Raw genomic sequence first — 22,966 nt, forward strand, 5'->3', positions numbered from 1 at the left:
CAAATTTGTAATTTAGTAAAAAATAATTTTCAAATTATATTGACAAATTCAGAGTAAGTTAGTATGATATAAACGTAAATTAAATCCTAGTAATTTACTCAACATTAAGAGGTGAAAAAAATGAAATTATCTACAAAGGGTAGGTATGGTGTAAAAGCTATGGTAGAATTAGCCCTTAATTATGGTAAGGATCCCATATCAATTAAAACTATATCTAAAAGGCAAAATATTTCAGAATACTATTTAGAACAACTTTTTGCACAACTTAGAAAAGCTAAACTTATTATAAGTATAAGAGGAGCTCAAGGTGGATATGTTTTAGGAAGGGAACCAAAAGATATTACCGTTGCTGATGTTATTAATGTTGTTGAAGGGCCTGTTGAAATATCAAGCTGTATTAATAATGATGATTGTACTAATTCAGATGGCTGTGTTACAAGGCTTTTATGGGAAAAAATTAAAAAGAGTATTGATGAAGTAATGACATCTATATCTCTTCAAGATATGGTTGATGATTATAATGAAATACAAAGAAAAAATCAAGTTTTAAAAATTGTTCATTGAGGTGATGTAATAAATGAAAAATGTTTATATGGATTATTCCGCAACTACATATGTTAAACCAGAAGTTTTTGAAGAAATGAAACCTTACTTTACTGAAAAGTTTGGAAATCCTTCATCTTTTTATAGCTTAGCAAGAGAAAATACTATTGCTGTTATGAAGGGAAGAGAAAAAATAGCAAAGGCTTTAAATGCAAACCCTGATGAAATTTATATAACAGGTGGTGGCTCTGAGGCAGATAACTGGGCACTTAAGGGTATTGCCAGTGCTTACAAAAATAAAGGAAATCATATAATTACTACCAAAATAGAGCATCATGCTATATTACATGCATGTGAATTTTTGGAGAAAAATGGCTTTGAAGTTACTTACTTAGATGTTGATGAGGAAGGTTTTATAAATTTAGATGATTTAAAAAATGCAATTACTGATAAAACAATACTTGTTTCAGTAATGTTTGCAAATAATGAAATAGGTACAATAGAACCTGTAAAAGAAATAGGTGCAATTTGTCATGAAAGAGGAGTTTTATTCCATACTGATGCAGTTCAAGCTGTAGGTCATGTGCCTATAGATGTTAAAGATATGAATATAGACCTTTTATCATTAGCTGGCCATAAAATATATGGACCAAAGGGAGTTGGAGCTTTATATATTAAAAAAGGTGTTAGAATTCATAACCTTATACATGGAGGTGGTCAAGAAAGAGGCAGAAGAGCAGGAACAGAAAATGTACCTGGAATAGTTGGACTTGGTAAGGCAATGGAATTAGCTGTTGAAAATCTTGAAGAACATTCAAAAAGATTAACAGCTTTAAGAGAAAAATTAATTGATGGATTATTAAAAATACCATATACTAGACTTAATGGACCAAGAGGAGATAAAAGACTTCCAAGTAATGTAAATGTATGCTTTAGATTTATTGAAGGAGAATCAATTCTTTTATCATTAGATTTTGAAGGAATAGCTGCATCAAGTGGAAGTGCTTGTACATCAGGTTCTTTAGATCCTTCTCACGTCCTTTTAGCTATTGGACTTAAGCATGAAATTGCTCATGGATCACTAAGACTTACAATGGGTGATGGTACAACAGAAGAGGACGTAGATTATGTACTTGAAAAAGTACCACCTATTATACAAAGATTAAGAGACATGTCACCATTATGGGATGACTTTAAAAAGAAAGGAGATAAATAATTATGATGTATTCAGAAAAAGTTTTGGACCATTTTAGAAACCCAAGAAATGTAGGAGAAATTCCAGATGCTAATGGTGTAGGTGAAGTAGGAAATCCTAAATGTGGAGATATAATGAAAATATATCTTAAAATTGAAGATAATATAGTAAAAGATGCTAAGTTTAAGACTTTTGGATGTGGTTCTGCTATAGCATCATCTTCAATGGCAACTGAACTTATAAAAGGTCATACAGTTGAAGAAGCATGGAATCTTACAAATAAAGCTGTAGCAGAAGCTCTTGATGGACTTCCACCAGTAAAAATGCACTGTTCTGTATTAGCAGAAGAAGGTATCCATAAAGCTATTAATGATTATAGAAAAAATCAAGGCTTAGAAGAATGGGATTACAAGGAACATGGAGATGATTTACACGATCAAGTTCATGGCGAATAAAAAAAGGTGTGAAAAAAAGTAATGAAAAAAAAAGTAGTAGTTGGTATGAGTGGCGGAGTTGATAGTTCCGTTGCTGCATATCTTTTAAAAAAACAGGGGTATGATGTTATTGGCATAACAATGAGAATGGCACCTGATGATCCAGATCATGTAGAAATGGAAGGTGGTTGTTGTGGCCTTTCTGCAGTTGAAGATGCAAGAAGAGTTTGTGATAGAATTGGAATACCATTTTATGTACTTAATTTCAAGAAACCTTTTAAAGAAAAGGTTATTGATGTATTTGTAGATGAATATTTAAATGGAAGAACACCAAACCCTTGTGTGGAATGTAATAAATACTTAAAGTTTGATGAACTTTTAAGAAAGGCTAAAGGAATTGGAGCAGATTACATTGCCACTGGTCATTATGCAAAGGTCATAAATAAAGATGGTAGGTATCTTTTAGAAAAGTCTGATGATGATAAAAAGGATCAGACATATATGCTTTATAACTTTACACAAGATCAGCTTTCACATACACTTATGCCTTGTGGTGATTATAAAAAGGAAAAAATAAGAGAAATTGCAAAGGAAATAGGTCTTGCAGTTCATAACAAAAAAGATAGTGAGGAAATATGCTTTGTTACAGATAATGATCATGGAAGATTTATAAAAGAAGCAGCCCCAGGTAAAGTTAAACCAGGAAATTTTGTAGATGAGGATGGAAATATACTTGGAAAACATAAAGGAATAGTATATTATACTATAGGACAAAGAAAAGGACTTGGAATAGCTCTTGGAAGACCAGTTTTTGTTACAGCTATAAATCCTAAAAACAATACTGTTGTTTTAGGCTCTGAAGATGAAATATTTAGAAAGGGTCTTATAGCAAAGGATGTTAATTTTATTCCTTTTGACAAGTTAGAAAAGGAAATGAGTATTACTGCAAAGGTAAGATATTCAGCAAAACCAGCAGAAGCTACTATAATTCCAATTAAAGATGGAAAAGTAAAAGTAATATTTAAAGAAAATCAAAGGGCCATAACAAAAGGTCAATCTGTAGTATTTTATGATGGTAATATTGTTGTTGGTGGCGGTAAAATAGAAGGAATTTTATAGTTTATTTAAATATTTTAAGAGTATGCATATAAAAAAAATTAATTATGCATGCTCTTTTTTTGAATAATTTTTTAAAAATATACAAAAAATATCTTGTAAATTATTTTATGTAGGTGTTTAAATGTATAAATCTAAAGATTTTAAGGAAATGATTATTGTAAATAGTAAAAACAAATATCAGGGTAAGGTAAGTAAAATTCTTTTTGATATAAATGAAAAAAAACTTATAGGATTTAAAATTAATTTTATGTTTAGTTATCATAAAAATAATTTTGCTAGTACATTAAATATTAAAAATATTACAAATAAAATTTATGTATCTAAGCTTACAAGAATTAAAACAAATGAAGATAACTTTATTATAAATTCTGAAATATATGATAAAGATGGAATTCTTATGGGGAATATTTCAGAAGTTTTAGTTGATGAAAATAATTATAATATAAAGGCTTTTATAGTTACACCTGGAATTTTAGAAAAGTTTATATTAGGTAAAGTAATTGTTTTAGCATCAGATGTTTATAAAAGTGGTAATTATATTATGTGCAAGGGTAAATCTTCAATTAAATTTTTTAGCATGATTCATGAAGAAACAAGATTGTAAAATAAGGAATGATTTTATGAAAAAAAAATATAAATATTTAAGGGTTTCTATAGTTTTTTTTACTTTTATATGTTTGTTTTTGTATTTTAAATTAGAAAAAATAAGAGATTTGGTAAATATAATTATAATTTCCTGTGTTATTTCATATATTTTGAAACCAGTAAGAAATAAGCTTAAAGAAAAATTAAATATAAACAACAAAAAAGCAACTATTATAATTTTTATTTTCACATTAGTATTTTTTTTATGTATTCTTTTTATTGTAATTCCAATTATGTATAATGAATTTGATAATGTAAGTATTGTTTTTAATAAACTGGCAAGTGAATTAAATTCTTTAGAAAAGAAAACTTTTTTTGAGAAATCATCAATTATTGCACATTTATATAAAAAAATTAAGGAAAGATTAGTTTATGCAATTGAAAGCTTATCTATAAATGTTTTTCAAAATATAATTAAATTTAGCAGCAATTTTTTATCTTACACAATAGTTCCTGTTATTTCATATTATATTTTGGCAGACAGCACTAATCTTTCTCAAAAAGCTCTTATGATAGTTCCTAGAAAAAACAGAATCTTATTTAAGAAAATATTGTATGATATTGATAATATTTTAGGAAAATATATATTAGGACAAATGACTCTTTCTGGCATAATAACTATTTTGTCATTAATTGGAATGGCTGTGCTTAAAATTAAATTTCCTGTTTGGCTTTCAATTATAAATGGAATATTTAACATAATCCCTTACTTTGGACCTATATTTGGAGCTGTTCCAATAATTTTTGTGGCACTGATAGATTCGACTACTAAAGGTATTTATGCTTTTTTGCTTTTGTTTTTAATTCAACAAATAGAAGGAGATATTATATGTCCTAAAATTACAGGAAACTGCACTGATATACATCCTATACTTATATTAATTTCTATTATTGTAGGAGAAAAACTTGGTGGACTTTTTTGGATGGTTATGGCTGTTCCTATAGTAGTAATTTTTAAAGTGTTTTACGATGATATAAATAAATATTTATTTTAATATTATGTTTCTTAAATAAATGTTGACATAAAAACTTACTTATAATACAATCTAAATTGTATTATAATTTAATAATTGTCTTGAAAATGACATTAATAAATAGCTGTGAAGAGGATTAGTAAATTTAAATTACTATTTAGAGAGAAAGTGTTTGGTGAAAACTTTTTAGAATTTATTTTGAAGCTGCCTTGGAGCTTATTAACTCAACTTAAGTGACGCATAAATGCGTAATTAGGGTGGTACCGCGGAAGATGAATAATTATGAGCTTTCGTCCCTTGTTTTATGGGGATGGAGGCTCTTTTTTTATAGTAAGATAAAATAATGGAGGTTTTTTATATATGAAGAATATAGGAACAAATGAACTTAGAGAAATGTATTTGAAATTCTTTGAAAGCAAAGGTCATTTAAGATTAGATAGTTTTTCACTAGTTCCCAAAAATGATAAAAGTTTATTACTTATAAATGCTGGTATGGCACCACTTAAGCCATATTTTACTGGAGTTCAAACTCCACCAAGAAATAGAATAACAACTTGTCAGAAGTGTATAAGAACAGGTGATATCGAAAATGTAGGAAAAACATCTAGACATGGTACCTTTTTCGAAATGCTTGGTAATTTTTCTTTTGGTGACTATTTTAAAGAAGAGGTCATTCCATGGGCTTGGGAATTTGTAACTGAAGTTTTACAAATTCCTAAAGATAAGTTATATGTAACAATATATTTAGATGATGATGAGGCATATGATATTTGGACTAAAAAAACTGATTTAGATCCAAAGAGAATTTTTAGATTAGGTAAGGAAGATAATTTCTGGGAACATGGTGCAGGTCCTTGTGGTCCATGTACAGAAATTCACTATGATAGAGGCGAAGGGCTAGAACCTGTGAAAACTGCTGAAGAATTTGTTAAAGCTGGGGATGAAGATAGGGTTATAGAATTCTGGAATCTTGTATTTACTCAGTTTGATGGTGACGGAGAAGGAAACTATGAAAAACTTAAAAAGACAAATATAGATACAGGTATGGGACTTGAAAGAATTGCAACTATAATGCAAGGTGTAGATAATATATTTGAGATAGATACAGTAAGAAATATATTAAATAAAGTAAGTTCACTATGTCATGTTAAATATGGAGAAGATAAAAATAAAGATGTATCTCTTAGAATTATTACAGACCATGTAAAAAGTGTAACTATGCTTATAGCAGATGGCGTTTCACCAAGTAATGAAGGAAGAGGATATGTACTTAGAAGACTTCTAAGAAGAGCAGCAAGACATGGAAGGCTTTTAGGAATTAAGGGATTATTCTTAACTGAAATAGTAGATTCTGTTATAGAAAATTATGAAAAAGGGTATCCTAATTTAAGAGAAAAGGAGGTATTTATTAAAAAGATCATATCATTAGAAGAAGAAAGATTTAACAAAACAATAGATACTGGTATGAATATGCTTTTAGATTACATAGATGAATTAGCAAAAGAATCTAAAAAAGAATTAGATGGTGAAAAGGCATTTACATTATATGATACTTATGGTTTCCCATATGAATTATCAGAGGAAATATGTGAAGAAAAAGGTATTACAATAGATAGAAAATCTTTTGATAAAGCAATGAATGAACAAAGAGTAAGAGCTAGAGAAGCAAGAGAAACTACTTCATATATGGGCAGTGAAGAAGTTCCTATAAATAAAGTAGAAGCTTCAATAAATACTGAATTTTTAGGATATGATTCATTAAACTGTAATGCGAAAGTTTTAGTTTTAGCAGATGATGAAAACTTTAGAGATGAACTTGTAAAAGACGAAAAGGGTTATATTGTAACTGACAAAACTGTATTTTATGCTGAAATGGGTGGTCAAGTTGGAGATACAGGTATAATAACTTCAAATGGTAGTAAAGTTAAAGTGTATAATACTAGAAAAAATGTTGGTGGCAAAGTTATTCATTATGTAAAGGTCCTTGAAGGTGTAATAAGCTTAAATGATGATGTAAATATGCAGGTAGATGCAAAGAGAAGAAATAATATATGTAAAAATCACACTGCAACACATATGCTTCAAGAAGCATTAAAAGAAGTATTAGGAGATCATGTTCATCAAGCAGGTTCTTATGTAGATGAAGAAAGATTAAGATTTGACTTTGCTCATTTCCAAGGTTTAAGTGAAGAAGAAATAGAAAAAGTTGAAAAGATTGTAAATGAAAAAATTATGGAAGTATATCCTGTAACAACTGAACTTATGACATTAGACGAAGCTAAGAAAACAGGAGCTATGGCGCTTTTTGATGACAAATATGGAGATAAGGTTAGAGTAGTATCAGTAAAAGATTTTTCTGTTGAACTTTGTGGTGGTACACATGTTTCAAATTCTGGTGAAATTGGACTATTTAAAATAATTGCAGAATCAGGAGTGGCTGCAGGTGTTAGAAGAATTGAAGCATTAACAGGATTCGGAGCTATAAACTATGTAGAACATAAGCAAAAGCTTTTAAAAGATGCTTGTACTGCATTAAAGTGTAGTGAAAAAGAAATAACAAATAGAATAAATCAACAATTTAGTGAGCTTAAAGATAAAGATAAGGAAATTTCTGAACTTAAGAGCAAGTTAAATAGTGGAGCTGAAGATGAAATATTAAATTCAAAACAAGAAATTAATGGCATAAATGTTGTTTCTTATGCTCTTGAAGGAATAGACGGAAATTCCTTAAGAGATTTAGCTGACAAAGTTAGAGATAAGATAAATTCTGGAGTCGTAGTTTTATTAAGCAATTGTGATGGCAAAGTAAATCTTGTTGCCATGGCTACTAAAGATACTTTAAATAAGGGAATTCACTGTGGTAATATAATAAGAGAAGTTGCAAAAGTAGTAAATGGTGGAGGAGGAGGAAGACCAGATATGGCTCAAGCTGGTGGTAAAGATCCTTCAAAGATAGAAGAAGCAGTATCAAAAGTATGTGAAATAGTTAAAAGTTTAGTAAAATAGTATACAATTATTATAAAATAGGGTATAATTATATATGAATTAAGGTGATTGTATCGGAACAATATAAGTAATTAATATATATTAACCCAAATTAATATGGTAAGGGGGTGGCTGCATAGGCAGCGATATTATGAATGAAAATAATGATGTAACAATGCAGTTTGATGTTCAAAAAAATAGAGAAGCACTAACAAAAGCAATATTAACAGAAGTGTATGATTCTTTAAAAAAGAAGGGCTATAATCCAATTAACCAGCTTGTAGGATATCTTATTTCAGGAGACCCTACTTACATTACGAATTATAACGGAGCAAGAGCTTTAGTAAGAAAACTTGAGAGAGACGAAATTCTTGAAGAAGTAATAAAATCTTATTTGGAAGTAAAATAAAAGGTGCCGTTTAGGGCACCTTTTACATTAGGAGATGTATATGAGAATTTTAGGGCTAGATGTAGGCCAAAAAACTATAGGAATTGCTGTGTCTGATCCTTTAGGTTTTACAGCACAGGGAATTACTACTATTAGAAGAAAAAATAAAAATTATGATTTAGAAGAAGTAATTAAGTTAATAAAAAAATATGAAGCTAATATTATAGTAATAGGACTTCCAAAAAATATGAACGGTTCAATTGGCTTTGCAGGTGAAAAAATAATGGAATTTACAAAGCTATTAGAAGAAAAAATTCAGGAAGAAGTAGAAAATTATAAAAATATAAAAATAGAAATGTGGGATGAAAGATTAACAACAGTAGCAGCACATAGAGCTATGCTTGAAGCAGATCTTTCAAGATCAAAAAGAAAAAAAATTGTAGATAAAATAGCTGCAACATATATTTTGCAAGGTTTTTTAGATAGATTATCTAATTTGAAAAAATAAAAATAAATTTGAAAGTAATTATGTTAATAAATTTACATTTGAAATAATTATATATATTTTAAAAGAAAGGAGAGTAATATATGAAGAATTTAGATTTTATATATTTAGAAAATGAGCAAGGCGAAGAAGAAAAAATGAAAGTTATTACTTTCTTTAAAATAGAAGACACTGGTAATGAGTATGTAGTAGTAACTCCTTATGGTATTGATACAGAAGAAGCATACGTTTTGAAGTATATAGAAGAAGATGGCAAGGAAATATATTCTACTATAGAAGATGATGAAGAATTTGCTTTAGTTTCAGAAACCTATGAACTTTTAATGTCAGAAGAAATTATAGAATAATATGCTAAAAAGAAGGTGTAATTAATGAGCAAAGAAGTAAGCATAGATTATAATGTCCTTAAAGAGGACTTAAAGAAAAAAGGATACAAACTAACACCTCAAAGAAGAGCAATTGTTGATACTATAATTCAAAGTGAGGGAAAACATTTAACTGCAGAAGAAATATATGATGAAGTTAAAAAAATATGCCCTGAAATAGGTCTTGCTACAGTATATAGAACTATTCAATTATTTGAACAAATAGGTTTAGTAAGTAAACTTCAATTAAATGATGGCTGTAGTAGATATGAAATTGTTCATAGTGATGAAAGGCATATGCATCATCATTTAATATGTAATATATGCAATGCTGTTATAGAAGTTGAAGATGATCTTTTAGAGCAACTAGAAGAAAAAATAAAAAAACAATATAAATTTAAGATTTTGGATCATTCAGTAAAATTTTATGGTATATGTGAAGAATGTCAGAAAAAAATGAATGACCATAAAGATGATGAATAAGGCATATAAATATACATGTATATGAATATCCTTTTTTATAGAAAAAATTAAATATGGAGGTTAAATATGAAAACAGAGAGAGCTAAGATTAAAATTGTACCTCTTGGTGGTTTAAATGAAATCGGTAAGAATTTAACAGCTATAGAGTATAAAGAAGATATAGTTGTTATTGATTGCGGGCTTAAATTCCCTGATGAAGATATGTATGGAATAGATGTTGTAATTCCAGATGTATCATATTTATTAAAAAACCAAGAAAAAATAAGAGGTATATTTTTAACTCATGGTCATGAGGATCATATTGGAGCGCTACCTTATGTCCTTAAACAATTAAATGTGCCAGTATATGGTACAAAGTTAACTCTTGGAATAGTTGAAACAAAGTTGAAAGAGCACAATTTGCTTGCAACAACAACTTTAGTTAAGGTTAAACCAAGAGATATTATTAAATTAAATTCTGTTTCTGTAGAATTTATAAAAACAAACCATTCTATAGCTGATTCAGTAGCTATAGCTATTCATACTCCACTTGGGGTTGTACTTCATACTGGAGATTTTAAAATAGATTATACACCAATAGATGGAGAACTTACGGACTTTGCTAGATTTGCAGAGCTTGGAAGAAAAGGTGTTTTAGTAATGCTTGCTGATTCAACAAATGTAGAACGTAAAGGTTATACAATGTCAGAAAGAGTTGTAGGAGATAGCTTCTTAAGGTTATTCCAAAAAGCACAAGGAAGAATTATAGTGGCAACATTTGCTTCTAATGTTCATAGAATCCAGCAAATAATAAGTGCAGCAGAAACATATGGAAGAAAAGTTGCAGTATCTGGAAGAAGTATGGAAAATATTGTTCAGGTTGCTGTAGAACTTGGATATTTAGACCTTAAAGAAGATACATTGGTATCTATTGATCAAATAAATAGGTACCCTAGTGATCAAGTTGTTCTTGTTACAACTGGAAGTCAAGGAGAACCAATGTCAGCTCTTGCAAGAATGGCTGCATCTGAACATAGAAAAATTAACATAGTTGAAGGTGATACTGTAATTATTTCAGCAACACCGGTACCTGGAAATGAAAAATTTGTTTCAAGAGTTATTAATCAACTATTTAAAAAAGGTGCAGACGTAATATATTCAGCATTGGAAGAAGTGCACGTTTCAGGGCATGCTTGTCAAGAAGAATTAAAATTAATGCATGCACTTGTTAAACCAAAATTCTTTGTTCCTGTACATGGTGAATATAGACATTTAAAGCAACATTCTGAACTTGCATGTAAATTAGGAATGAATCCTAGAAATGTAGTTATTGCTGAAAATGGTGATGTTATTGAAGTAACAAGAAATTATATTAAAAAATCAGGAACTGTAAATTCTGGTCAAGTATTTGTAGATGGTCTTGGCATTGGTGATGTTGGACACATAGTTTTAAGAGACAGAAAACATTTATCTCAAGATGGTATCTTAACTGTTGTAGTTACAATAGAAAAAGCATCTGGAAGAGTTGTTGCAGGACCAGATATAATTTCAAGAGGTTTTGTTTATGTTAGAGAGTCAGAAGAACTTATGGATGAAGCAAAGCAAATTGTTAAAGATGTTTTAGATGAATGTGAATCTAAACAAATAACAGACTGGTCAACATTAAAATCAAATATGAGAGAAGAACTTAGAGAATTTTTATTTGAAAAAACAAAAAGAAAACCAATGATTCTTCCAATCATAATGGAAATATGATTTCATAATGGAGATGTTATTTCTTAAATATATAATTGTTGACAAATTGTTAATATGATATTACAATATAAGCTGATGTAGAAAATTGGGTACTAATGTATCCAATTTTATTTTGGAATAAAATAATTTATATCATTTATTATGTTTAATTAGGTGATAAATTATAATATAAGCTAAAATGTAAAGTCTATGATTTATAGATTTTGCTAGCAGGTTAATAAAACAAATTATTGGAGGAAGTTTTATGGAATTAACAAAGAGAGAAGATATTAGAAATATAGCGATTATAGCTCACGTTGACCATGGTAAAACAACTTTAGTTGATGCTCTTTTAAAACAAAGTCATGTATATAGAAATAATGAAAATGTTCAAGAAAGAGTTATGGATTCAAATGATTTAGAAAAGGAAAGAGGAATTACAATTCTTTCAAAAAATACTGCAGTTATGCATAATGGAATAAAAATAAATATTGTTGATACACCAGGACATGCTGATTTTGGTGGCGAAGTTGAACGTGTACTTAAAATGGTTGACTCTGTTATATTACTTGTTGACTCATATGAAGGACCAATGCCTCAAACAAAGTTTGTTTTAAAGAAGGCATTAGAACTTGGATTAAGACCAATAGTTGTTATTAATAAAATAGATAAGCCTGATGCAAGACCTGAAGAAGTAATAGACGAAGTATTTGATTTATTTATAGAACTTGGAGCTAATGATGAGCAGTTAGATTTCCCAATTCTTTATGCATCTGCAAGAGATGGATATGCAAAGGTTAATGTAGATGATGAAAATAAAGATATGACTCCTTTATTTGAAACTATTATAAATCATTGCGCACCACCAGAAGGATATATAGATGAACCATTTCAAATGCTTGTTACAACACTTGAATCAAATTCATTTGTTGGAAAAATTGCTATTGGAAAAATAGCAAGAGGTACAGTTAAAAAGAATCAAAGTGTAGCTTTAGTTAAAATAGACGGAACTACTAAAAATTATAGAGTTACAAGTATATTTACATATAATGGCTTAAAGAAAGAAGAAACTGATGAAGCAAAAATGGGAGATATTGTTGCAATAAGTGGTGTTGTTGATGCTAATATTGGTGAAACAATAGCTGATGCAGAAGCTCCTGAAGCATTACCATTTGTGCATATTGATGAACCTACAATTAGCATGAACTTTATGGTAAATGATTCTCCATTTGCAGGTCAAGAAGGTGAATATATAACTTCTAGACATTTAAGAGATAGACTTATGCAAGAACTTGAAACTAATGTAAGTTTAAGAGTTAAAGAACTTACTCCTGATTGCTTTGAAGTATCAGGAAGAGGTGAACTTCATTTATCAATTCTTATTGAAACAATGAGAAGAGAAGGCTATGAATTCCAAGTTTCTAAAGCAAATGTTATTTATAAAGAAGAAAATGGTAAAAAACTTGAACCTTATGAATATTTAACTATTGATGTTCCAGAAGAATTTATGGGACCTGTAATGGAAAAGCTTGGACCTAGAAAAGGTGAAATGGTTAATATGACTTCTGCTGTTAATGGATATTCTAGATTAGAATTTAAAATACCAGCAAGAGGACTTATTGGTTTTAGAAATGAATTTATGACTGATACAAAAGGTAATGGTATAATGAACCATGTATTTGATAGTTATGGTCCATATAAGGGAGATATTCCTACTAGAACTAGAGGGTCAATTGTTTCTTTTGAAACTGGAGATTCAATAGCATATGGATTATTTAATGCACAGGATAAAGGTTCATTATTTATAGGACCTGGTGTACCTGTATATCAAGGTATGATAGTTGGAGTATGTGGAAGAGCTGAAGACATTGATATAAATGTATGTAAAGGTAAAAAGCTTACTAATACAAGAGCATCTGGTTCAGATGATGCAGTAAAATTAGTTCCACCAATTCAAATGTCACTTGAAGCATCACTTGAATTTATAAATAATGATGAATTAGTTGAAGTTACTCCGCAAAATATTAGAATGAGAAAGATTATACTTGATACAAATGAAAGAAAAAAAATAATAAGCAGAAATAAAAGATAATTTTTTGTAATTACATATTTTTAAAAGTAAATAGCCTTAGGCTATTTACTTTTTGCATTGTAAATTTAAAATTAATAAGCTTGGAGGATTAAATGAGTAATATAACTTACGATTATATGGAATCATATATTAGAGGATTAATTCCAGAAAGGGAAGGCACTCTTAAGAAAATTGAAGATTTTGCAAGAGAAAATAAAGTGCCAATTGTTCAAAAGGAAACAGGGAAATTTTTAGAATTAATGGTTCAAATAAAAAAACCTAAAAAGATTCTAGAACTTGGAACAGCCATAGGTTTTTCTTCTATATTAATGTATGAAGCATCTCAAGACAAAAATGTAGATATTGTTACTATTGAAAGAGACGAAAAAATGATAGAATATGCAAAAGCTAATATAGAAAAATTTAATCTCCAAGACCATATTAAAATTAAAGAGGGAGATTGTCTTGAAGTTTTAGAAAAACTAGATGACAAATTTGATTTGATTTTTATGGATGCTGGCAAGGGACATTATAATCATTTTCTTCCTCACTGCTTAAGGCTTTTAAAAGAAGATGGCATAATAGTTGCTGATAATGTTTTATTTAGAGGAATGGTTGCATCAAAAGAACTTGTAAAAAGAAGAAAAATTACAATTGTAAAGAGAATGAAAACATATTTAGAAATGGTAAACAGTAGTGATGATTTAATAACATCAGTTATCCCAATGGGCGATGGAATTGCTGTAACCACAAGGAGGCAAAAGTAATGAAAAAACCAGAAATATTGGCGCCAGCTGGTAATTTAGACAAATTGAAAACTGCTATTGATTTTGGGGCAGATGCAGTATATCTTGGAGGAAGCAAGCTTAATTTAAGGGCATTTGCTGATAATTTTACAAATGAAGAAATAGAAGAGGGAGTAAAATATGCCCATGATAGAGGCAGAAAAGTTTATGTTACTTTAAATGTAATTCCTCATAATGAAGATTTTGAAGGATTATCTGAATATGTAAAAGAATTATATAAATTAAAGGTTGATGCTGTTTTAGTTTCAGATCCGGGAATTTTAGCTGTATGTAAAGAAGCTGCTCCTGAACTTGAAATACATTTAAGTACTCAAGCTAATAATGTAAATTGGAGATCAGCAAAATTTTGGCATGATCTTGGGGTAAAAAGAATTGTTCTTGCAAGAGAATTATCCCTTAAAGAAATAAGAGAAATAAGAGAAAAATTACCTGAAAGTTGCGATTTAGAAGCCTTTGTTCATGGGGCAATGTGTGTAAGTTATTCAGGTAGATGTCTTCTTTCAAATTATATGATAGGAAGAGATTCTAATAGAGGAGCATGTGCTCAGCCATGTAGATTTAACTATTATTTAGTAGAAGAAAAAAGACCTGGAGAATACTATCAAATAAAAGAAGATGAACACGGATCATATATAATGAATTCAAAAGATTTATGTATGATTGAACATATTGATGAGGTTATTGAAGCAGGAGTATATTCTTTAAAAATAGAAGGAAGAATGAAAAGTAACTTTTATGTTGCAGCTGTTGTAAAAGCATATAGGCAAGCAGTAGATGCTTATCTTGCATCTCCAAAGGATTATAAGTTTAAAAAAGAATGGATGGATAATTTAAATAAAGTTAGTCATAGAATATATAGTACAGGATTTTACTATGGAGATGAAGATAGACAAATTTATGATAGTTCAGCCTACACAAGAACTGCTGATATAGTTGGAATGGTAAAAGAATTTGATGAAGAAAATATGGTAGCAACAATAGAACAAAAGAACAAGGTATTTGATAATGATACTGTGGAGGTATTAAGACCTGTTGGAGATAATTTTGAAGTTACATTATCTGATATGAGAGAAAATGATGGTACAAAGATAGATTCAGCACCTAGACCACAAATGTTATTTAAAGTCAAGGTTAATGTGCCATTAAAAGTAAAAGATATTATTATAAAAAATATATAAAATTTTGATTAAAACATCTTTTTCTTGTCTAGAATTTAGATAGGAAGGAGATGTTTTTTATTTTTATAAGTTTTAATAATAAAAGGATAAAAATAGTATGGCTTATATATACTTTTATTTTACTTGGATTATCTGTAAGGTTGTATTTCTTACAAGTTTATCCTGCTAGTTATGTATTAAATAATTATACTAATAAGCAAAGTGAAGTTGTGTCAGATGTTGTATTTAACGTATATGATGATAATTTAAAAGATTTATGTGATTATACTAAAAAGTATGTTGTAGTTGTTGATAAAAAACCTTTTTCTCTAAATAATTATGAAGATACATTGAAAAGTCTTATTGCTTTTAATTATATAATGAAAAATGGAGTTGATGATTTTTCTTTTACAGATATTATAAATAGTAGTGGTAAAACATATTATGACGTTTCAAAGGAAACATATGATAAGGTTAAAAAGCTTATTAATTTAAAAGGTGTATATGCTTATGAAAGAAAAGAAATTGACAAAAAATATGCATGGAATAATGGAGTAATGTTTCAAAATATGATTAATTTAAATGATTATTCTTCAAAGTCTTTGCAGCAGGATATTTATAATTACCTAAAGGATAATGAAAATAATTATAAAGATTTTTATATTGATAGTGATGCAAGGTATATAGAAACTTCTGAAATTGTTCCTTCTTTTAATAAAAATATTCAGTTAACTATAAATGATGATTTAGAACAAGAAGTAAAAGAGGTTTTAGATAAAGAGGAATATAAAGATTATGAAAATATAGGAATAATGATAATGGAAAGTGACACTGGTAAAATTAAGGCTATGGTGCAAAAGGATGAAAGTATGGCTAATATTAATTTGGGTATTGAAGGCATAGGATATGAACCAGGATCAATTTTTAAGGCTATTACTTTGGCAAGTGCTTTAGAAGAAGGACAAATAACCATGAATAGTGAACTTTTTTGTAATGGTAGAATATGCAAAAGCGGATCTCATGGAAAATTATCTACAGAAAAAGCTTTTTTTGTTTCATGTAATGATATATATGCTCAAATAGGAAATAATGTATCATATGATAAGCTTATAGATTATTCATCTAAATGTGGACTTTTTGATAAAGTTCTTAATATGCAAGGTGAAACTTCAGGTAATAAACCTAAGAAGGAAGATGGAATGAATAACATTTCTATAGGGCAATGCATTACTGTATCTCCAATTCAAATGTTAGGAGCAATAAATACTTTAGTTAATAATGGAACATATGTAAAACCATATATAGTTGATAAAGTTTTAGATAGTAATAATAATTCAATAAAAGAATACGCTACTGAAAAAATTAATGTATTTAGTAAAACCACATCTATGCAAGTAAAAGAAGCTATGAAGGGCACTATACTTTATGGCACTGGTAAAAAAGCATATGTAGATAATGTTTTAATGGGAGGTAAAACTGGTTCTGCTACAAGTGGTAATGGTAAGTGTACTCATTGCTGGTTTGCTGGTTATTATAAATTAAATGATAAAGTGTATACTATGATAGTGTGTGTACCTAATATAAAGAATAGTTTAAATGAAAATGTTGGAGGTGGAGGAATTGCAGCGCCAATATTTGGAGATATTATTAAAGCACAAATTTAAAATTAACAAATTATTAATTTTTAATATATAAAATGTTAATATATGATATAATTGTTATGTGCTATATATTATAGTATTAATAAAGATTATGTAGGGGTAATATGAATAGGGAAGAATATATAAGAAAAAATGACCTAGAATCACATGATGTTTTATCTAAAACTTGTTTTGTTTCTGCATTGGTTATTTTTGCTATTTGCATTTTGAATTTACTAGGGATATTTATTTTAAATAAAAAATCAACATGTATTGCATGCTTTTTAGCTATGTCCTTTTTTTGTATGCCATGTATATTAAATAAATTAATAAAAAATAAAGGCAAAAATATTAAATATATTTATATATTTAATATTTTAATTGGAATAATGATTTTATATGCATTTTTTACTTATCATGCTTGTATAGCATTTGTTTTCCCTATTGTAATGTCAGGCTTTTATTCAGATAAAAAGTTATATAGTTTTACAATAGTTGCCACAAATATAGTTATAGTTTTTGGTAATTTACTTAGTATATTTTGTATGACTACGTTTGACGAACCAAGAAGAACTATTTATGAAGTTTGTGCATATGGAATTTTGCCAGAAATATTAGTTTATTCAGCAGTTGCTTATGTTGCATATAAAGCAGTAGAAAATACAAGCAGCATTCAAAGTAGATTATTTGACTATTCAGAAAGTTTAGAGAAGAGTAAAGAGGAAATGAAAAAAACTCAAGAAGAACTTATTTATTCATTAGCTGAAATTTCTGAATCAAACTCAAAAGAAACTGGAAAGCATATAAAAAGAGTATCTGAATATGCCAAGGTATTTGGAAGATATATTTGTTATTCAAAGGATGAAAAGGAAACATTTGCTGTTGCCACAATGCTTCATGATATAGGTAAATTAACAATTCCTAATGAATTGCTTCAAAAGCCAGGGAAACTTACAAAGGATGAGTATGAAATAATAAAAAAACATACTGATATAGGAGAAAAATTACTAAAAAATGTACCTGGTAGAATAATTGAAATTGCAAGGGTAATTGCAAAGGAACATCATGAAAGATGGGATGGTACAGGATACTATAAGCTTAAAGGTGAAGAAATAGATTTTTATTCAAGATATGTATCTGTGTTAGATGTTTTTGATGCTTTAATGTCAGAACGATCTTATAAAAAACCATGGAAAAAAGAACAAGTATACAAAGAAATTGTAAGTCAGCGAGGAAGACAATTTGCACCAGAAGCTGTAGATTTATTTATTAAATGCCATGTTGAATTAGAAAACATATATTTTGACTATAGTTTATAATTTTTTTAGATATGTAATAATATATTTTAATAGTTAATATTATATTAGTAAGAACTTCCAGGAGGAAAAGGGTGTTTTTATTAATTAACCTATTAGAATTTTTTAGTAATTCTATATTTTTATCAGGATATATTAATGGAAGTAATACATTTCCAATGCCGCTTGATGAAAAGGAAGAAAAAATGTATTTAAAAAAATTGAGAGATGGAGATGAAAAAGCTAAAAGTATACTTATTGAAAGAAATTTAAGACTTGTGGCACATATTGTAAAAAAATATTCATTTCCAACTAAAGAAATTGATGAACTTATATCAATAGGAACAGTAGGCCTTATTAAGGCTATTGATTCTTTTGATGGAAAAAAAGGCACAAGACTTGCAACATACGCATCAAGATGTATAGAAAATGAAATATTAATGCTTTTTAGAAATAGCAAAAAACAAAAAAGTGAAGTATATCTCCAAGATCCTATAGGAATGGATAGGGAAGGAAATGAAATATGCTTAATTGATGTTCTTAGTAGTGAAAAGGATTCTGTTATTAATAAAGTTGAATGCAATCTTCAAATTAAATCTTTATATAAAAAGATGAAAGAAGTTTTAACTAAACGAGAATATGATATAATTATAATGCGATATGGATTAGAAGATGGAAAGTGTAAAACTCAAAGGGAGATAGCAGGATATCTTAAGATATCTAGATCCTATGTTTCAAGAATAGAAAAAAAGGCATTGAAAAAGCTTAAAAAAGCATTATATTATTGTAATTAAATAATATTGCTAAATTTTTCTTGCTTATTAGAGGAATTTAGCAATATTTATAGAATATTTATGTAATGGATTAACTAATATATTAAATTGTAATTATTACATTAGTAATACATAAAATAAAAAAGTGGGGGTTTTATATGTATATTTTAAAAGAACTAGTTGAAAAAACAATTGAATCAGGAGCATCAGATTTACATTTATCAGTAGGTATTCCACCAACTGTAAGGGTAAATGGTAGATTACAACATATTGGTACAGAAATTTTAAACGATGCTATGGTTGAAGAATTAGCAAAAGAAATATTAAAAAATAGATATGATGAATACAGAAAAATGGGAGAATATGACCTTGCTTATCAAGAAGAAGGAATTGGTAGATTCAGGGTTAATGTTTTTAGACAAAAAGGTCATGATGCAGTAGCACTTAGAGTTATTCCTCTAAAAGTTCCAACTTTAGATGATTTAAAACATCCTAGAATATTTAAAGATTTAATAAAGAAAAGAAGAGGACTTGTATTGGTTACTGGACCTACAGGTAGTGGTAAATCAACTACTTTAGCTGCTATGATAAATGAAATAAATAATAGTAAGGATTGTCATATAGTTACTCTTGAAGACCCAATAGAATATGTTCATCAACATAAATTATCTATGGTAAACCAAAGAGAAATTGGTGAAGATACTAAGAGCTTTGCAAATGCCCTACGTGCAGTACTAAGAGAAGATCCAGATGTAATTCTAGTAGGAGAAATGAGAGACCCTGAAACAATAGCTATTGCAATAACTGCTGCAGAAACAGGTCACTTAGTATTTTCTACATTACACACAATTGGTGCTTCAAAAACTATAGATAGAATAATCGATGTTTTTCCACCTCATCAACAACAACAAATTAGAACTCAATTAGCATCTGTACTTCAAGGAATTATTTCTCAACAACTTATTCAAAAAGTTGATGGAAGTGGAAGAGTTGCTGCTCTTGAAATAATGACAATTACACCTGGTATTCAAAATCTTATAAGAGAAGGTAAGTCACATCAAATTGAATCATCAATTCAAACTGGAGCTAAGTATGGAATGAAAACAATGGATATGGCTCTTGCTGATCTTTATAAGAGTATGATAATTTCAAAGGAAAGTGCATTTGACTATTGTGTAGACCAAGAAATATTAGGTAGAATGATTGGAATGCAATAATATTTTAACATTGTAAATTTTCGGTATAAAGTGCTATTATATAATAATAGTACTTTATATTTTTTTATAAAAAATATAGTATTAAGAAGGATTTTTGATATGAATGTTGAATATTCAATAATTAGGCTTATAATTTTATTTAGCCTTTAATAATATGGAGGAATGAAGATGCAAGAAAAAATAATAACCTCAGTAGATTTTGGAAGTAGTAAAATTTCTGCATCACTTGCAATAATTCATGATGATGACTGTGAAATTCTTGGTAGTGAATCAGTACAATCTGATGGCATATTAAAAGGAGCTATTAAGGATGAATCAAAATGTTTAAGAGCTTTTTCAGATGCAGTTAATAAAATTAAAAGAAAAACCAATAAAGTTGTTTCAGATGTTTATGTAGGAATAAATTTGAAGGATATTAGAATTTCTGAAATGGCAGAAAAAGTAGAAGTAAAAAATGATAAGGTTGAAAAATATGACATAAAAAAAGTTTTGTCAAAGATAAAAGAAAGTACTTTACTTGGAAATGACGAGGAAATTGTTGATGTTATAATTAATTTTTATAGATTAGATGGAAAGGTTTCTACTGAAAATGTTATTGGTTGGATTGGTAATGAACTTGAAATAGATTGTGCTGTTTTGGTTGGCAAGTATGAACAATTGAGTAAGTATAAAGCTGTTGTTAGAAAGGCTGGTTATAAATTTGCAGGTTTTTATGTAAATCAAATTGCGGCAAAAAACATATTCCTTAGAGAAAATAATTCAATAGGAACTAAAGCCTTAGTTGATATAGGAAATGAAACAACTAATATAGCTGTATTTAACAATGGAGAAATAAAGGCTGTATCCTTTAGACCTTTAGGTGGTAATAACATAACAAAGGATTTGTCTATATGTGGTGAAGTATCACTTATGCAGGCGGAGCAAATAAAATGCATAAATAGCAAATGTTATGAAAGTATTTATAAAGATAATTCTCAAGGTGATGAAATAAATATTGGTACATATAAGTTTTCAAAAGAATTATATTATGAAGTAACAAAAGCAAGAATAGAAGAACTTTTAAAATTTGTAAAATTAGATTTAAAAAACACTTCCTTTTATGAAGGGTTGTGTAGTATAATAATATATGGCGATGGTATAATTTATTTTGAAAATGTAAAAGATATTGCAAAAAATCAAATAAATAGAAAATGTACTATAGCTACAAATAAGTATTTAGGAATGAAAAAGACTTTAAATATTACTTCTTTGGCGGGAATTGAAGAAGTATTTAATAAAATTAATTTATTAGATGAAGTTTCTACATCATTTGATATAGAGCCAAATAAAGAAAAGGATAATGAAGAAATAGAAAAAAATATCTCTTTTGATTTCAATGAAAATGAATATACAGGTTCTGAAGATGTTTCAAGTAGAAGAATTCTTAGGGAAAAAGATAAAGATGAAAATTTAAGTCTTATACAAAAAGTCAAAAGAATGCTAGAAGATATTTTCTGAGGGAGGAATTGAATTGTTAGATTTTGATATTGATATGCAAGAATTAACCAACATTAAAGTAATAGGTTGCGGCGGTGGTGGAAGCAATGCCGTAAATAGAATGATAGTTGAAGGATTAAAAAATGTAGAATTTATAGCAATAAATACTGATAAACAAGCATTAATGCTATCAAATGCTAATCAAAAAATACAAGTAGGTGAAAAACTTACAAAAGGTCTTGGAGCTGGTGCAAATCCTGAAATAGGTCAAAAAGCAGCAGAAGAAAGTAGAGAAGAAATTACAGCAGCAATAAAGGGTGCTAATATGGTATTTATAACTGCTGGAATGGGTGGCGGTACAGGTACTGGTGCTGCACCTGTAGTGGCAGAAATAGCTAAATCATTAGATATATTAACTGTAGGTGTTGTAACAAAACCTTTCCCATTTGAAGGTAAAAGAAGAATGAGACATGCTGAAATGGGAATTGCAAAACTTAAAGATAAAGTTGATACATTAGTTATTATACCTAATGAAAGATTACTTTCTATGGCAGACAAAAAAACTACATTATTAGATTCATTTAAATTAGCTGATGATGTATTAAGACAAGGTGTTCAAGCTATATCAGACCTTATTACAATTCCTGGTGTAGTAAATGCAGATTTTGCTGATATTAAGGCTGTTATGCTAGATAAAGGGTTAGCTCATATGGGAGTAGGATATGGAAAAGGTGATACTAGAGCTGCTGATGCAGTTAAGCAAGCTATTTCATCACCACTTTTAGAAACTTCAATTGATGGAGCTACTGGAGTAATTTTAAACTTTACAGGTGGAGCTGATCTTGGTGCATTAGAAGTATATGAAGCAGCAGATGTTGTAAGAGAATCTGCTGATCCAGATGCAAATATTATTTTTGGTGCTGTAATTGATGAAACTCTTAATGATGAAATTAGAATAACAGTTATAGCAACTGGTTTTGAATCTGATGAAGTTGAAGAAACTATAGATGATGGAATGCCTCAAAGTAGATCTACTAAACAAGTTAAGACTGTAAAAGAAGAAGTAGTTGAAAAGAGACACATTGAAGAACCTAAACCTAAAGTAGAAGAAGAGGAAGAAGATTTGGATATTCCTGTTTTCTTAAGAAGATCAAGAAAAAATTAATATATTGTTGATAGATA

Annotated in this window: 21 protein-coding genes and 1 other annotated feature; all 21 genes read left to right on the plus strand. The window is 28.7% G+C overall.

The features are described from left to right. Positions 1-120 precede the first annotated feature (120 nt). The 21 genes from ACTNAO_RS00090 (at position 121) to ftsZ (ending at position 22,949) form a co-directional block, all read left to right on the plus strand. The gene (locus ACTNAO_RS00090) at positions 121-564 is read left to right on the plus strand and encodes an RrF2 family transcriptional regulator (protein WP_441027126.1); all 444 of its coding nucleotides are present in this window, start codon (positions 121-123) and stop codon (positions 562-564) included. A gap of 13 nt (positions 565-577) precedes the next feature. Continuing rightward, positions 578-1,759 carry a cysteine desulfurase NifS gene (gene nifS / locus ACTNAO_RS00095; protein WP_441027128.1) on the plus strand — a complete coding sequence of 394 codons (1,182 nt, stop codon included), beginning with the start codon at positions 578-580 and terminating at the stop codon, positions 1,757-1,759. 2 nt (positions 1,760-1,761) lie between these two features. Next, positions 1,762-2,193 carry a Fe-S cluster assembly scaffold protein NifU gene (gene nifU, locus ACTNAO_RS00100; protein WP_441027130.1) on the plus strand — a complete coding sequence of 144 codons (432 nt, stop codon included), beginning with the start codon at positions 1,762-1,764 and terminating at the stop codon, positions 2,191-2,193. A gap of 21 nt (positions 2,194-2,214) precedes the next feature. Beyond that, positions 2,215-3,291 (plus strand): tRNA 2-thiouridine(34) synthase MnmA, encoded by a 1,077-nt coding sequence (gene mnmA / locus ACTNAO_RS00105; protein WP_441027132.1) that lies wholly within the window; start codon positions 2,215-2,217, stop codon positions 3,289-3,291. Between the two features lie 121 nt (positions 3,292-3,412). Continuing rightward, complete coding sequence (locus ACTNAO_RS00110; RefSeq protein ID WP_441027134.1) at positions 3,413-3,895, plus strand: PRC-barrel domain-containing protein; 483 nt, start codon at positions 3,413-3,415, stop codon at positions 3,893-3,895. Positions 3,896-3,911: 16 nt separating this feature from the next. Then, positions 3,912-4,931: an AI-2E family transporter gene (locus tag ACTNAO_RS00115; protein ID WP_441027136.1), complete on the plus strand. Its 1,020-nt coding sequence runs from the start codon at positions 3,912-3,914 to the stop codon at positions 4,929-4,931. Positions 4,932-5,027: 96 nt separating this feature from the next. Continuing rightward, positions 5,028-5,211 (plus strand) — a binding site (T-box leader). A 59-nt stretch (positions 5,212-5,270) separates the two neighbouring features. Next, on the plus strand, positions 5,271-7,916 hold the full coding sequence (gene alaS, locus ACTNAO_RS00120; protein ID WP_441027138.1) for an alanine--tRNA ligase: 2,646 nt from the start codon (positions 5,271-5,273) through the stop codon (positions 7,914-7,916). A gap of 130 nt (positions 7,917-8,046) precedes the next feature. Further along, positions 8,047-8,304 carry an IreB family regulatory phosphoprotein gene (locus tag ACTNAO_RS00125; protein WP_441027140.1) on the plus strand — a complete coding sequence of 86 codons (258 nt, stop codon included), beginning with the start codon at positions 8,047-8,049 and terminating at the stop codon, positions 8,302-8,304. Between the two features lie 40 nt (positions 8,305-8,344). After that, positions 8,345-8,791, plus strand: a complete 447-nt coding sequence (gene ruvX / locus ACTNAO_RS00130; RefSeq protein WP_441027142.1) for a Holliday junction resolvase RuvX — start codon at positions 8,345-8,347, stop codon at positions 8,789-8,791. 80 nt (positions 8,792-8,871) lie between these two features. Further along, positions 8,872-9,135, plus strand: a complete 264-nt coding sequence (locus ACTNAO_RS00135; protein ID WP_441027144.1) for a DUF1292 domain-containing protein — start codon at positions 8,872-8,874, stop codon at positions 9,133-9,135. Positions 9,136-9,159: 24 nt separating this feature from the next. Next, the gene (locus ACTNAO_RS00140) at positions 9,160-9,636 is read left to right on the plus strand and encodes a Fur family transcriptional regulator (RefSeq protein WP_441027146.1); all 477 of its coding nucleotides are present in this window, start codon (positions 9,160-9,162) and stop codon (positions 9,634-9,636) included. 66 nt (positions 9,637-9,702) lie between these two features. Beyond that, positions 9,703-11,370 carry a ribonuclease J gene (locus ACTNAO_RS00145; protein WP_441027148.1) on the plus strand — a complete coding sequence of 556 codons (1,668 nt, stop codon included), beginning with the start codon at positions 9,703-9,705 and terminating at the stop codon, positions 11,368-11,370. Between the two features lie 244 nt (positions 11,371-11,614). Next, entirely contained in the window at positions 11,615-13,441 is a 1,827-nt protein-coding gene (gene typA, locus ACTNAO_RS00150) for a translational GTPase TypA (protein ID WP_441027150.1), read from the plus strand. Positions 13,442-13,533: 92 nt separating this feature from the next. Then, the gene (locus tag ACTNAO_RS00155) at positions 13,534-14,187 is read left to right on the plus strand and encodes an O-methyltransferase (protein WP_441027152.1); all 654 of its coding nucleotides are present in this window, start codon (positions 13,534-13,536) and stop codon (positions 14,185-14,187) included. Next, positions 14,187-15,404 (plus strand): peptidase U32 family protein, encoded by a 1,218-nt coding sequence (locus ACTNAO_RS00160; protein ID WP_441027154.1) that lies wholly within the window; start codon positions 14,187-14,189, stop codon positions 15,402-15,404. The genes ACTNAO_RS00155 and ACTNAO_RS00160 overlap by 1 nt, the downstream gene beginning before the upstream one ends. Before the next feature lie 50 nt (positions 15,405-15,454). Continuing rightward, positions 15,455-17,047, plus strand: coding sequence for a penicillin-binding transpeptidase domain-containing protein (locus ACTNAO_RS00165; RefSeq protein ID WP_441027156.1), 1,593 nt, complete (start codon positions 15,455-15,457; stop codon positions 17,045-17,047). A gap of 101 nt (positions 17,048-17,148) precedes the next feature. Next, complete coding sequence (locus ACTNAO_RS00170; protein ID WP_441027158.1) at positions 17,149-18,342, plus strand: HD-GYP domain-containing protein; 1,194 nt, start codon at positions 17,149-17,151, stop codon at positions 18,340-18,342. A 71-nt stretch (positions 18,343-18,413) separates the two neighbouring features. After that, positions 18,414-19,112, plus strand: coding sequence for an RNA polymerase sporulation sigma factor SigK (sigK, locus tag ACTNAO_RS00175; RefSeq protein WP_441027160.1), 699 nt, complete (start codon positions 18,414-18,416; stop codon positions 19,110-19,112). 137 nt (positions 19,113-19,249) lie between these two features. Beyond that, the gene (locus ACTNAO_RS00180) at positions 19,250-20,308 is read left to right on the plus strand and encodes a type IV pilus twitching motility protein PilT (protein ID WP_441027162.1); all 1,059 of its coding nucleotides are present in this window, start codon (positions 19,250-19,252) and stop codon (positions 20,306-20,308) included. 168 nt (positions 20,309-20,476) lie between these two features. Beyond that, positions 20,477-21,805 (plus strand): cell division FtsA domain-containing protein, encoded by a 1,329-nt coding sequence (locus tag ACTNAO_RS00185; RefSeq protein WP_441027164.1) that lies wholly within the window; start codon positions 20,477-20,479, stop codon positions 21,803-21,805. 13 nt (positions 21,806-21,818) lie between these two features. Further along, positions 21,819-22,949, plus strand: a complete 1,131-nt coding sequence (ftsZ, locus tag ACTNAO_RS00190; protein WP_441027166.1) for a cell division protein FtsZ — start codon at positions 21,819-21,821, stop codon at positions 22,947-22,949. The last annotated feature ends 17 nt before the right edge of the window (positions 22,950-22,966 follow it).

The sequence above is a fragment of the Clostridium sp. HCP1S3_C6 genome (assembly GCF_052066735.1).
Classification (GTDB): Bacteria; Bacillota; Clostridia; order Clostridiales; family Clostridiaceae; genus Clostridium.

Excerpts from the sequence above, each read along its gene's own strand:
- alaS (WP_441027138.1), top strand. The coding sequence starts at position 5,271 with ATGAAGAATATAGGAACAAATGAACTTAGAGAAATGTATTTGAAATTC.
- ACTNAO_RS00140 (WP_441027146.1), top strand. The coding sequence starts at position 9,160 with ATGAGCAAAGAAGTAAGCATAGATTATAATGTCCTTAAAGAGGACTTA.
- ACTNAO_RS00110 (WP_441027134.1), top strand. The coding sequence starts at position 3,413 with ATGTATAAATCTAAAGATTTTAAGGAAATGATTATTGTAAATAGTAAA.
- nifS (WP_441027128.1), top strand. The coding sequence starts at position 578 with ATGAAAAATGTTTATATGGATTATTCCGCAACTACATATGTTAAACCA.
- mnmA (WP_441027132.1), top strand. The coding sequence starts at position 2,215 with ATGAAAAAAAAAGTAGTAGTTGGTATGAGTGGCGGAGTTGATAGTTCC.
- ACTNAO_RS00145 (WP_441027148.1), top strand. The coding sequence starts at position 9,703 with ATGAAAACAGAGAGAGCTAAGATTAAAATTGTACCTCTTGGTGGTTTA.
- ACTNAO_RS00125 (WP_441027140.1), top strand. The coding sequence starts at position 8,047 with ATGAATGAAAATAATGATGTAACAATGCAGTTTGATGTTCAAAAAAAT.
- nifU (WP_441027130.1), top strand. The coding sequence starts at position 1,762 with ATGATGTATTCAGAAAAAGTTTTGGACCATTTTAGAAACCCAAGAAAT.
- ruvX (WP_441027142.1), top strand. The coding sequence starts at position 8,345 with ATGAGAATTTTAGGGCTAGATGTAGGCCAAAAAACTATAGGAATTGCT.
- ACTNAO_RS00135 (WP_441027144.1), top strand. The coding sequence starts at position 8,872 with ATGAAGAATTTAGATTTTATATATTTAGAAAATGAGCAAGGCGAAGAA.
- typA (WP_441027150.1), top strand. The coding sequence starts at position 11,615 with ATGGAATTAACAAAGAGAGAAGATATTAGAAATATAGCGATTATAGCT.
- ACTNAO_RS00160 (WP_441027154.1), top strand. The coding sequence starts at position 14,187 with ATGAAAAAACCAGAAATATTGGCGCCAGCTGGTAATTTAGACAAATTG.
- ACTNAO_RS00115 (WP_441027136.1), top strand. The coding sequence starts at position 3,912 with ATGAAAAAAAAATATAAATATTTAAGGGTTTCTATAGTTTTTTTTACT.
- ACTNAO_RS00185 (WP_441027164.1), top strand. The coding sequence starts at position 20,477 with ATGCAAGAAAAAATAATAACCTCAGTAGATTTTGGAAGTAGTAAAATT.
- ACTNAO_RS00165 (WP_441027156.1), top strand. The coding sequence starts at position 15,455 with ATGTTTTTTATTTTTATAAGTTTTAATAATAAAAGGATAAAAATAGTA.
- ACTNAO_RS00170 (WP_441027158.1), top strand. The coding sequence starts at position 17,149 with ATGAATAGGGAAGAATATATAAGAAAAAATGACCTAGAATCACATGAT.
- ACTNAO_RS00090 (WP_441027126.1), top strand. The coding sequence starts at position 121 with ATGAAATTATCTACAAAGGGTAGGTATGGTGTAAAAGCTATGGTAGAA.
- ACTNAO_RS00180 (WP_441027162.1), top strand. The coding sequence starts at position 19,250 with ATGTATATTTTAAAAGAACTAGTTGAAAAAACAATTGAATCAGGAGCA.
- ACTNAO_RS00155 (WP_441027152.1), top strand. The coding sequence starts at position 13,534 with ATGAGTAATATAACTTACGATTATATGGAATCATATATTAGAGGATTA.